Annotated in this window: 9 protein-coding genes and 1 pseudogene; 8 read left to right on the forward strand and 2 right to left on the reverse strand. The window is 37.8% G+C overall.

Features of this window, described 5'->3' with window-relative positions; translation table 11 throughout:
* Positions 1-159: 159 nt before the first annotated feature.
* Positions 160-414, forward strand: a complete 255-nt coding sequence (locus AC1FXP_RS13075; RefSeq protein WP_480062035.1) for a biotin/lipoyl attachment domain-containing protein — start codon at positions 160-162, stop codon at positions 412-414.
* Positions 415-545: 131 nt separating this feature from the next.
* Here the strand turns inward: AC1FXP_RS13075 and ilvA are convergent, their stop codons facing one another.
* Complete coding sequence (gene ilvA / locus AC1FXP_RS13080; RefSeq protein ID WP_480062037.1) at positions 546-1751, reverse strand: threonine ammonia-lyase; 1206 nt, start codon at positions 1749-1751, stop codon at positions 546-548.
* A 241-nt stretch (positions 1752-1992) separates the two neighbouring features.
* On the opposite strand from ilvA, the gene AC1FXP_RS13085 reads away from it, so the two are divergent.
* The 3 genes from AC1FXP_RS13085 to AC1FXP_RS13095 all read left to right on the forward strand — a co-directional run bounded on the left by AC1FXP_RS13085 (position 1993) and on the right by AC1FXP_RS13095 (position 6545).
* Positions 1993-5184 (forward strand): DEAD/DEAH box helicase, encoded by a 3192-nt coding sequence (locus AC1FXP_RS13085; protein WP_480062039.1) that lies wholly within the window; start codon positions 1993-1995, stop codon positions 5182-5184.
* Positions 5185-5210: 26 nt separating this feature from the next.
* Positions 5211-5582 (forward strand): MerR family transcriptional regulator, encoded by a 372-nt coding sequence (locus tag AC1FXP_RS13090; RefSeq protein WP_480062041.1) that lies wholly within the window; start codon positions 5211-5213, stop codon positions 5580-5582.
* Positions 5583-6128: 546 nt separating this feature from the next.
* Positions 6129-6545 (forward strand): hypothetical protein, encoded by a 417-nt coding sequence (locus tag AC1FXP_RS13095; RefSeq protein WP_480062043.1) that lies wholly within the window; start codon positions 6129-6131, stop codon positions 6543-6545.
* A 291-nt stretch (positions 6546-6836) separates the two neighbouring features.
* On the opposite strand, the gene AC1FXP_RS13100 is transcribed toward AC1FXP_RS13095, so the two are convergent.
* Positions 6837-7883: a hypothetical protein gene (locus AC1FXP_RS13100; protein ID WP_480062045.1), complete on the reverse strand. Its 1047-nt coding sequence runs from the start codon at positions 7881-7883 to the stop codon at positions 6837-6839.
* A gap of 206 nt (positions 7884-8089) precedes the next feature.
* Between AC1FXP_RS13100 and AC1FXP_RS13105 the strand changes: the two genes are divergently transcribed.
* The 4 genes and pseudogenes from AC1FXP_RS13105 to AC1FXP_RS13120 form a co-directional block, all read left to right on the forward strand.
* Positions 8090-8464, forward strand: coding sequence for a helix-turn-helix domain-containing protein (locus AC1FXP_RS13105; protein ID WP_480062047.1), 375 nt, complete (start codon positions 8090-8092; stop codon positions 8462-8464).
* A 924-nt stretch (positions 8465-9388) separates the two neighbouring features.
* A complete protein-coding gene (locus AC1FXP_RS13110; protein WP_480062049.1) occupies positions 9389-9751 on the forward strand; it encodes a Na-translocating system protein MpsC family protein in 363 nt (120 codons plus the stop codon).
* A 39-nt stretch (positions 9752-9790) separates the two neighbouring features.
* Positions 9791-10642: a DUF6671 family protein gene (locus AC1FXP_RS13115; RefSeq protein ID WP_480062051.1), complete on the forward strand. Its 852-nt coding sequence runs from the start codon at positions 9791-9793 to the stop codon at positions 10640-10642.
* Positions 10643-10884: 242 nt separating this feature from the next.
* Positions 10885-11661 (forward strand): annotated as a pseudogene (locus AC1FXP_RS13120) (isocitrate/isopropylmalate family dehydrogenase); the annotation flags it as partial.
* Positions 11662-11953 lie beyond the last annotated feature (292 nt).

An 11953-nucleotide genomic window follows, 5' to 3' on the forward strand; every position in this document is an offset into this window, starting at 1 on the left:
GATTACGTTAAGTCTAACTGTGAAATTGTTGTACCTGCTGCATACCGCTTAAAATTACTGTTAAAAATGCAGCGTATATGGTCGGTTTATAGAGAATGGAAGAGAAATCACGCTATAGAAGTTGGAAATTAATATAATTAAAATTGGAAGGTGTTTATAATGATTCAAGAAACTCATACGATAACAAGTCCTTGTAAAGGGATCATTGAAAAAGTTTTAATTAAAGAGGACTCATACGTCTACGAGTGGGAAAAGTTAATTTTTATTAAAACGTTTGAAGGAAATGTGGAAGAGATTTCCGTAGGTGCAAGTGGCACGATTACCTCTCTTTGTATAAAAGAAGGAGACTCCGTATCGGCAGAGAGCATATTAGCGCTATTAAAAGATGATCTTTTGATCACTGGTAGTGATTAATGTTTTGTAACCATAGACCTTGCTGACAATTTTATATGGAGGATTCTTTTACTAACACTAGAGATTCACCTTTATACGAGATCAGACCGCCAGTACATGCAAGCACCGGCGGTCTCGATCTTTTTTCAAATTTAGATCATTTCCGCTGTGAACCCTTTTTTCTGCAATGCGTTAAATATTTCTTCAATATGGTGCCGATCTCTTGTTTCAACAGAAATGGATAATTGGGCATAGCTCGGATAAATTTTATCCCCCATATGGCTAAAGGAGATATCTAATATATTTCCTTGGTGTTCTGTCACAACCTGTAACACCTTTTCAAGGTTTCCAGGCTTATCTTTGAGAATGGTATTGAAACGCATAAATCGTCCGGCCTCTACCATACCTCTTTCAATAATTCTAGATATAAAACTTACATCCACGTTTCCTCCACTAATAACGGGTACAACTTTCTTGTTTTTGATAGGAAGCTTTTGATTTAACAGGGCAGCTAGTGAAACTGCGCCTGATCCTTCCACGAGTAGTTTGTTCCTCTCAAGTAGCATGAGCATCGTTCGAGCAATTTCTGTTTCATCAACAGTGAGCATGTCATCCACGTATCGTTGGACTAACGGAAAGGTGTGTTGTCCTGGCCTTTTAACCGCAATCCCATCTGCCATCGTTGGACTAGCATCGACTGTAATTGGTTCCATTTCCAAAAGCGACTTCGCCATACTCGGACAAGCCACTGCTTCCACTCCGTAGACTTGTATAGATGGATTTTTTTCTTTCACTGCTGTTGCGAGTCCAGCAAGTAACCCGCCACCTCCGACTGGGCAGACAATGGCGTCGACTTCAGAAATCTGTTCCATAATTTCCAGTCCAACCGTTCCTTGACCAGCGATGATGGCTTCATCATCAAAGGCATGAACAAAAGCAGCGCCTGTTTGATTTCTTAGTTCTAGAGCATAGGCAAGGGCTTCATCAAATACAGCTCCTTTTAATTCAACGTTTGCACCATATTCTTTTGTTGCTTGTACTTTACTTAATGGAGCCCCTGCTGGCATGATAATGGTAGAAGGGATGCCTAGCATCGTACTGGCGTAAGCAACACCCTGTGCATGATTTCCTGCAGAAGCAGCAACGACCCCATTTATTAATTCTTCTTTTCTCAATGAAATCATTTTATTGTAGGAGCCGCGTACTTTAAAGGAACCTGTCTTTTGCAAATTCTCAAGCTTTAAATAAATATCGTTATCCGAATATTTACTAAAGGTAAGTGAGTATTCTAATGGAGTTTTATGTACGATTCCCGCCATCTTTTCGTGAGCTGTTACAATATCGTTTAATGAAACCATTTGTGCCCCTCCTAGTTATGCTTTAAATCAGTTGAACTAGTATTATGTTAGTTTTTACAGGAGGAAAAAGGTTATTCGGAACAAAATTCTAATTCAAGGCATTAACTACTTAAGTAAGGTTACTAATGCTCATAGAGATAATTATTCATAATATCGTGGTGCCATAAGCTTAAACCTTTTTTGCTTATCAAAATTGTGATAGGGTTTATTTAAGACCAAATCAAAGAAGAGAGCGGAAGTCATGGAGATTACACTAACTCACAAGATGATTAAAGAATTATGCGGTATGGTCTCCTATAAAAAAGGGGACTCTTTTTATCGCTCCAATAAAGTGACATTTCAAGAGTATAGCCCTAATTTCTGTGAAGCGACCGTTAGAGGGAAGGAAGACTTTCATGTCACCATTGAAAAAGGAGAAGCTGGGGACACTCAGATGACGTGTAGTTGTCCTACATTAGCCAATTTCCAAAAAAACTGCCAGCATATCGCGGCTGTTTTACTTTCGATTTATGATCTGCAACGTCAAGGAACATCCCCTTTAAGTGTACAAGCTGATCCAGCTGCCTATGGTGAGTTAACAAAAGACTTCATCTCTCTTTTTCAAGAAAAACCAACACAAACAAGTGGACAGCAACGTTATTTTGAAAAAAGAGAAGTTCTGACTGTCAGGTTTACCATTAAACCTATTTTGCTCGGAAAGAATCAGCCCTTACTAGGAATAGAAGTTGAGATCGGGAAGACAAAAGTACGATACATACGAGAGTTTCTAGTAAATGTGAAACAAGGAAAATCTAGTGTAGCTACCTATGACCCAAGCATTCACTGTTTTTCCGAGGAAACAGATGCCGTTATTCAACAGCTTATTCGGATCATTCATGATGAAAAAGCCTTTCTCGAAGCAATGCCTGAGGTTACCGATACGAATCAGACATTACTGATTCCACCATCCTCTTGGGAGGACCTTATCCCTTTATTCTCAAAAGCCCCATTCATTTCGCTTATGCATGATGGGCATGCATTTGAACGATTAAAACTGGTGGAAGGAGCACCTCCTATCCAGTTTACCCTTGAAGAAACCGCGGGACCCGATTATCAATTGGCGATCAAAGGTTTTGAACGAATGAGTGTTTTACCACTTTATCGTTTGGTGTTGTGTGAGGGGAAAGTGTTTCAGCTAGAGGAAAAAGATTGCGATCGATTATTTGAATTAAAGCAGATGCTAGCGTCCCCAAGTAACAATAATGTTCCGATTCCACAGGGACAAATTGAATTTTTTCTTACTGAAATCGTGCCTGGCCTGAAAAAAATTGGTGAGGTCCACCTTTCAAAAGCGTTGTCTCAGGAGATGTTGAAAGCCCCACTTGTTGCCAAGCTCTACTTGGATCGTTTGAGAAACCGACTTCTTGCAGGACTAGAATTTCATTATGAAAATATCATGATTCAACCATTAGAAAGTCGAGACATTGCCAAAGGACCGATGGTGATCAGAGATTTGGAAAAAGAAGAGGAAATCCTGCAATTAATAGAGCAAAGCGGGTTTTCAAAAACAGATGGCGGTTATTTCATGCAAAATGAATTGCTTGAGTATGAATTTTTATACCATGTCGTTCCGAAGCTTAAACAACAAGTCCAAATCTATGCGACAACGGCTGTGCGAAACCGCATCTTTAAAAAGAATTCTTTTCCGAAAATAAAAGTGAAGGTCAATCAAAAAGAAAGAACCAATTGGCTGGCATTTACATTCGAGATGGACGGGGTGGCAGACAATGAGATTAAGGAGATTTTAGCTGCATTAGATGAGAAGCGTAAATATTACCGTCTTCAAAATGGATCTCTCCTGTCGCTTGAGACAAGAGAAATGGAAGAAATTCAGCGTTTCTTGAATGCCGCTTTGCCTCAAGATCAAGACTGGCAAGCTAATTTGAATATGCCTATCGCACAAGGACTCAAATTTCTTGATTCCATTGAGGACAGCGATGTTTTTAAGGCAGGGGAATCATTTCGTCAATTTATTGATCAGCTGCAGAATCCTGGAAACGTAGAATATGAGGTACCTAAAGACTTAGATTCTGTAATACGAGACTATCAAAAACGCGGGTATCATTGGATGAAGACACTCGCAAGCTATGGTTTTGGAGGTGTTCTAGCCGATGACATGGGGCTGGGAAAAACGGTGCAAAGCATTACCTTCATCGTTTCAGAGCTTCCGGGTATTCGTGAAAGCGGCCACCCCGTGCTAATTATTTGTCCATCCTCCTTAACGTATAACTGGTTACATGAAATCATGAGATTTGCACCAGAACTACAAGCGGTTGTGATCGATGGAAAGAAAGAAGAAAGAGAACGGCTTCTAAAGGATAGGAAAGAAGATATCATCATTACGTCCTATCCGTTACTCCGACGGGATATCAAATGGTATGAAAAGCAAATGTTTCATACGGTTTTCTTTGACGAAGCTCAGGCGTTTAAAAACCCAGTAACCCAAACCGCTCGAGCCGTTAAAAGGATTAAGGCTGAACATCGGTTTGGGCTGACAGGAACACCGGTGGAAAATTCACTTGAAGAACTTTGGTCGATTTATCATGTCGTCTTTCCTCAGCTATTCCAAGGATTAAAGGAATACAGCGAGCTAACGAGGAAACAAATTGCTACAAGAGTTCGCCCGTTTTTACTACGTAGAATGAAAGAGGATGTGCTTTCCGAGTTACCTAAGAAAGAGGAGTCACTTGTATCAGCCGAACTGCTCCCTGAACAAAAGAAGCTCTATCTGGCTTATTTAGCAAAGCTCAGGCACGAAACAGTCAAGCACCTCGATAAGGATACTCTGCGAAAAAATCGGATAAAAATATTAGCAGGAATAACGAGGCTGCGCCAAATTTGTTGTCATCCGGCTTTGTTTGTAGATGGATATAAGGGAAGCTCAGCGAAATTTGAGCAGCTCATGCAAATAATTGAAGAATCAAGACATGTGGGAAGAAGAGTGCTGATCTTCTCCCAATTCACGAAAATGCTTGAACTAATTGGCAGAGAGCTCACATTAAGAGGGCGTACTTATTTCTATCTGGATGGGCAGACGCCATCAGAGGAACGATTAGACCTTTGCCAGCGATTCAATGATGGGGAGAGAGAGCTGTTCTTGATTTCCTTAAAAGCAGGGGGAACTGGACTGAACCTGACAGGGGCGGACACCGTTATCTTATATGATCTTTGGTGGAATCCAGCGGTCGAGGAACAAGCGGCAGACCGAGCACACAGAATGGGACAGAACAAAAGAGTGAAGGTTATAAAACTAGTGGCTCGTGGGACGATTGAAGAAAAGATGAATGAGCTACAGGAGAAAAAGAGAGATCTTATTGCGGAGATTGTGGATTCAGAAGAGCAACGGTCAGTTGCCTTAACAGAAGAGGATATTCGTGAGATATTAATGGGGTAACTAAGCTTTGGGGACAGCATTAGAGAATGATACAGCTTAACGAAGAGGAAAAGAAGTTCGTGATGAAAGCCGTTGAACTAATTGAATACTCGGAGAAAAAATCATGTCTCTGGCCCTTAGGGAAAGCCGCAGAAAGAATGAACGTATCCCGAACAGCCATCAGGTATTGGGATAAAGAAGGGTACATACGGGCGAACCGGGATCCGGAAAGTGGCTATCGTAATTTTGACGGTCTTAAATTGGCTAAAATAAGTCTCCTAAAAGCGATTAACCATCGGTTTTATACGGATGAAAATGCACGGATGAAGGACAGGTTCGGGGGAGCAGAGGGAACACCGGCATGCCGAAAACTTGCCGAGGAGGTTCTAACCCTGCTAGGTATCCGAAATAGAAGATAGTTGAAAGCAATGGCCGCTGTAGAAAAACTTTTAGAGGCAATTGAATATGAATAAGTCGATCGCATGACTTCAGTGCTTTGGAGTTTATCATGTGGGATCTTTGTTCCAACCAGGCTAAATCATGTTTCTACCAGTAGGGGGTGAACGGTTTAGTTGACGGGATCTAAGTTTCACGGGTGCGGACGTTCTACCCTGACTACTGCTATAATAAGACCAAATAAAAAAAGGTCAACCAGAAAATCTGGCTAACCTTATAATACGAACGGGTACCGTTAATCCAAGAGAGGATTGGCGCTTTTTCTGTTGAAGTTATTGTACGAACGTGCAGGTTTCTAAAAGATAGCTTTGGGATTAAGTGTTAACAATTATATTAGTCATCTAATGATCGAATACAAAAACTTTGGCTTTCGACAACAGAAAACTCTTGATTTCGAAGGTTTTTTCAAGGAGTTAGAATAAAGTGTCAGTATAGTTATTGAATAACGAGCAGAAAAGTTCTATTAAAATATTTATCTACTTCTTATAAAAAGTAAACTGGGAGGAGTTATGTATAAACACGTAATTTTTATTTTATTAGTTAGTTCTATTTTTGGTTGGATTAGTTTTGATATTCATGTAATGAAGAGTGAACCTACTTTAATTGGTGCAATTTCTTCAATATTGTTTGTTATTATTATGTTCTTTTACAGTGCATATATGGGAAAGCAAAAAAGCGTTAATTTTCTTTTATTCATCACTAAATATTGGAGTATAGGCTTATTTATATTTTTAACTGGTTACTTTCTGTTTTTGGCACCTGTTTTCTATCCAGCTAATTTCCTATTCACCATACCAATATACGGAGCTATTAGATATTTCTTTAATGTACTCCCATCCGTAAGTGTAGGTGTTTTTAGTATATTTTTTCTTTACTTCACATGTTTAGTTGGGTATGTTGTTGGGCGTTTGAAAAAAAGATACTAACTAATGGGCGATAGCTAGCTGAATAGAGGTTCTGCCTTTCTGTTATTGACGAAGTAGTTTACTTCAATACTATGGAGGAGAGAGGTTCTATAATGAAAAAAGTAATGTCATTTTTCATATTTGTTTTGTGGATTAGAAAACCCCTGGCATAGCCAGGGGTTCTAGAAAGCTTTTAGCGGGTAATAAAAAAACCTCACTTCTTGGTAAGATAATGTTGGTTTCCCGACCACAACATCTCACCATACTTATAAGTACTACATTATAAACTAAGCATATTTGCTATTAAACTAATTAATTACTATACGGAAGATGAGAGCTGTGAAGGATAATTTTCAGGTCGCCATCATTATTTCTTGTATATGAGAAAGTGTATTCTACTTCGACAGGTTCTCCACCATTAGCTGGTGTAAAATAATACACGCCCATACTTACAGCCTTATTTCCTTCAATTTTAACCCCTTCATTTTCCCAACGTACATCGGACCAAGGTGCGATAGCAAAACCACTATCCTCGGAAATATCTCCACCCACGAAATAAGACAAAGCACTTTCAAAGGTACCGCGGAAACGTTCCTCCCTAGCCAAAGTTGGTTTGAAAAGAACATTGCCGATGTCATAACCATAGAAACGTTCGATATGTTCAGTAGCAGCAGCTTCATAGTCGCCACCCTCGCTGTATACTTCTCCGATATGAACAATTCCTTCTCCCCAGCTTTGCTGAAATTCCAGAACTTCTTCCTCTGTGATTGCTTGAGTAGCACTATATGGAAGATGAGAGCTGTGAAGGACAATTTTCAGGTCGCCATCATTATCCTTTTTAAAAGTGAAAGTGTATTCTACTTCGACAGGCTCTCCTCCATCAGCTGGTGTGAAATAATACACGCCCATACTTACAGCCTTATTTCCTTCAATTAAAACCCCTTCATTTTCCCATCGTACATCTGACCAAGGTGCGATAGCAAAACCACTATCCTCGGAAATATCTCCACCCACGAAATAAGACAAAGCACTTTCAAAGGTACCGCGGAAACGTTCCTCTCTAGCTAAAGTTGGTTTGAAAAGAACATCACTCATGTCATAACCATAGAAACGTTCGATATGCTCAGTAGCAGCGGCTTCATAGTCGCCCCCCTCGCTGTATACTTCTCCGATATGAACAATTCCTTCTCCCCAGCTTTGCTGAAATTCGAGAACTTCCTCCTCTGTGATGTCATGCGTTGATTCTGCAGGTTCTACTTCTGCTACCGGCTCACTAGAAGTAGAGTCCGAACATGCTACTAACGTCATTGCTAAAAAAGCAACCCCTAAAATTGATGAAATCCCCTTACAGCTTTTCAATTTTTTACACCCCTTCATTTTTTTGTAAATTTAGTTTATTTTACACAACATAGACTAGTATAGTTATCATATAGTTAATTTGCAATGTTTTGTTTACTACAAGTTAATTAATGGGCTAAAATACCTAGTAGTTTAATAGTGTTATTGAAATTAATAAAATGGTATAATTATATAAAAATTACTAGTAAAAAGGAGGCACACTATTCATGCCTGACTTTAAATCAAGGTTTAAACGTTTAAGAAAACAAAACAAATTAACCCAACAAGAAGCAGGAGATAAAATTCGGGTTTCAAAGGTAGCTGTCTCGGGTTATGAAAACGGCAATCGTTCACCAGAAACTGAGACACTGAAAAGAATTGCTACCATGTTTAACGTTTCAATTGATTATTTAGTAGGGTATTCGAATAGTCCTAGCCATGCCAATGATGAAAATTCCGATGCTTATTACCTAATTTCTGATATAGGACTATTGCAAGGAAAGTACAAACTCATTATTGAGGATGAAATCGTAGACGAGGAGTTACTAAAAGAAACATTTAATTTTATAAAAGCTAAAAGAATAATGAAGAATATGCGTTAATTTATGTATAAATTAATTTTACTATAACTTATTTTCTGTTCAATATATCTTTAAAATAATTTAAAAAAGCCAAACTAACATATTCACTAGTCCAACAAAACATAGAGATGCGGAATCAGCTTTTTTATTGAATTAAGGTATGCAAGAATATTTGTGTGAATATAATGGGGATGCAGCCTAAACAGTGACAGTAAAAGCAGCAAGTAAATATTTTATGGCTTGACTCTTATGAATTGAGCCATTTTTATTTTAATCACATGTATGCATTTGGATGCAATGTAGATGGACTTTACGGTATTCTTTAAAATTATTAACCATTTCTATATCCCTTACTGCGGAGTACAACGATACTGGCAACCACTAAGAGACGATTATATATAAGGGAATTTTGTTGTTGACAGATTTATAAAACTTGGTATATATTATTTATAATTTTATAATCAATCGGTAGATGTTTATTTTCAACTTCTTAAATAATTAGGCCTTTAGCATTCTTTATAATATTTTAAATATTGACTGGATGAAAAAGTTTCCTAAAGTACAAGAATGAGAGAGTAATGTAAATCGGTATATTTTATAATCTAGGGGAATTAGATTAGAGATATACCGATTTTTTTAAGGGAGAATTTATAAACATAAATTATTATGACCAATAAAAAGGTAGCTCATCAAAAGACTTCGCTGAAGTTAGTTGAGGTGAAACCGACAATTTTCAGATTCAATGAATTTAAATCATCATTGACGTTTGAAGTTGTCGGTTTTTTTATTGAGTAAATAACATTCAACCTAAAGTAAGAGAAGCTCTTTCCAGATACGACTTGCGAGTGTTGATCCCGAAGGACGTTGGGAAAACTGGTAACCACTGAAAGTACTTCATTTCCAACTAAGTGACTTTACCATATTAAATGAAAAAGAGGGGTAAAAATGAACAAAACAAAGGGTGCGACTGAATCTGAAATCAGTAAAGCTTTAATTCAATGGCAAAAAGAATATCTTGGCCGTGGTCCAATAGCTGTTAAAACAGATATTTTAAGAGATTTAGTTATTGTTATACTTCGTGGTATTTTAACTCCTGCTGAGTATGCACTGTGTAAAGATAAAGAAGGAGTTTTGTTGATTAAAAAAACAAGAACTGATCTCATTGAATCAGGGATAGAAGACCTAAAGAGATTGATTTTTAATATAACTGATGAAGAAGTAGTGAGTTTTCATACCGATGTTAGTACTAAAACGGGTGAAAGAATGATGACTTTTAAATTAGCGAGTAATTTGGAAAATAAATATTAAAAACCTGTTAAAAACTAAAAGAGAGGGGGAATATACAATATGCATCCCTACAAGGGTAGAAAAGCTGCCCTATCAACAATGCATGATAAACGACAAGCCATTGGTAAGCCTTTCAATGAACTATTAGGAGTATCAATTAAAGTTCCTGAAAAGATTAATACCGATCTATTAGGAACATTTTCTGGAGAAGTAGAACGTGAGTTTACACCGTTAGAAACTCTCCGAAAAAAAGCAAGAATGGGTATGGATGAACTTGGTCTTCCTCTAGGACTAGCGAGTGAAGGAAGTTTTGGACCACATCGTTATTTTCCTATGGTTGCAGAAGACCATGAAATCCTTTTATGGATTGATGACGAACGTGGTATCGAAGTTATTGAGCAGGAGATAAGCCTCGAAACCAATTATGATGCAAAAACAGTTACTTCTTTTAATGATCTTAAAGATTTCCTAGATAAGGTACATTTCCCTTCCCATGCCTTAGTTGTTAGACCAAATTCAGGTTTAATTCAAGGTTTTACTTTTAAGGGGTTAAAGAGATCTTCTGAGGTGAAGGAAGCTATTAACCTTTGTACTTCTGCATCTGCAGATGGCTTAGTTCATGTCGAAACAGATATGCGAGCTCATATGAATCCTACCCGTATGAAGGCAATAAATAAGCTAGCGGAAAAACTAGCTGTTCGATTGATGAACTTATGTCCGAATTGTTCTTGTCCAGGATGGGGAGTAGTAGATGTGGTTCGTGGATTACCTTGTGAAGGTTGTGGTCTTAGGACAAAACAAATTGCAAAAGAAGTATATGGCTGTCCTAGTTGCAATTTTAGAAAAGAAGAACCTCGTCAAGATGGTGTTACAACATCATCTCCCACTTATTGTGATTGGTGTAATCCTTAATAAATTAGGGTTATTACAATAAATAGATTGAAAAAGGAGGTGACGTGGTTTGGATTGCTATGTCTGTAACGGGCATGGAGAATTCCTTGTAACTTTTGTCATTATGAAAATAAACATTCAAAACAAACAGTAAATTCTATATGTAAAAGTTGTTCTAAATAGGGCTTTGTTATTTGTTATTATTGTGAAGGTTTAGGCAGTATCAAGGTAATAGATTAATAATAGATATGGAGGAAATATTGATGACAAAAACCCCAATAACAGTTGCTTATGGAGATGGGATTGGCCCAGAAATCATGAAGGTTACATTGAATATATTAGAGGCTGCAGGAGCCCAACTTGATATTGAAGAAATTAAAATCGGTGAGGAAGTTTATAAGAGTGGTATATCAACAGGGATGGAACCAAATGCTTGGGACTCACTAAGAAGAACAAAAGTTTTTTTGAAAGCACCAATAACTACACCCCAGGGCGGAGGGTACAAGAGTTAAAATGTAACTACACGAAAAGCATTGGGGCTGTATGCAAATGTAAGACCTGCTAAATCCTATCATCCATTTGTTGAAACAAAGCATCCAAAAATGGATGTTGTCATCATACGAGAAAATGAGGAAGATTTATATGCTGGTATTGAGCATAGGCAAACAAATCAAGTGTATCAATGCTTGAAACTTATTACCAGACCAGGTACAGAAAAAATAGTACGTTATGCATTTGAATACGCACGCAGTCAAGGCCGTAAAAAAGTAACTTGCTTTGTAAAAGATAACATTATGAAATTAACGGATGGACTTTTTACAAAGGTGTTTAATGAAATTGGAGAAGAATACCCAGACATTGAAAAAGAACATTGGATTGTAGATATCGGCGCTGCAAAACTAGCAGATAGTCCAGAATTATTTGATGTCATCGTTATGCCTAATTTATATGGTGATATTTTGTCGGATGTGTCTGCACAAATTTCTGGTTCGGTTGGTATTGCAGGTTCTGCTAATATTGGGAATCAAGAGGTAATATTTTCTGAATATATTGATATTTAGAAATTGGTGTTATATATAGTTAGCCGGTGGGAACTCCCTCCGGCTATTTTTAGTGTGGACGTTTAACTGCCTCGATCATTCGAACCACCTTGGTATAGGTGTTTGCTCGAAATATATCGAAATAATATCGTCAAAATACGGGTAGTGACAGCTGGTTGCCCCCCTTATAATGGACAGATAGGATAGTATAAGATACGACATAATCACGTTATAAGGGGAGAGTTACATGACAAGAAAAAAGACACATTCACATAATCCTGTCGAAGTTAAG

This window comes from Halalkalibacter sp. HAAS-P013 (assembly GCF_056619925.1).

Coding starts and splice junctions, on each gene's coding strand:
- ilvA (WP_480062037.1), bottom strand. CDS start 1,751: ATGGTTTCATTAAACGATATTGTAACAGCTCACGAAAAGATGGCGGGA.
- AC1FXP_RS13095 (WP_480062043.1), top strand. CDS start 6,129: ATGTATAAACACGTAATTTTTATTTTATTAGTTAGTTCTATTTTTGGT.
- AC1FXP_RS13075 (WP_480062035.1), top strand. CDS start 160: ATGATTCAAGAAACTCATACGATAACAAGTCCTTGTAAAGGGATCATT.
- AC1FXP_RS13105 (WP_480062047.1), top strand. CDS start 8,090: ATGCCTGACTTTAAATCAAGGTTTAAACGTTTAAGAAAACAAAACAAA.
- AC1FXP_RS13115 (WP_480062051.1), top strand. CDS start 9,791: ATGCATCCCTACAAGGGTAGAAAAGCTGCCCTATCAACAATGCATGAT.
- AC1FXP_RS13110 (WP_480062049.1), top strand. CDS start 9,389: ATGAACAAAACAAAGGGTGCGACTGAATCTGAAATCAGTAAAGCTTTA.
- AC1FXP_RS13085 (WP_480062039.1), top strand. CDS start 1,993: ATGGAGATTACACTAACTCACAAGATGATTAAAGAATTATGCGGTATG.
- AC1FXP_RS13090 (WP_480062041.1), top strand. CDS start 5,211: ATGATACAGCTTAACGAAGAGGAAAAGAAGTTCGTGATGAAAGCCGTT.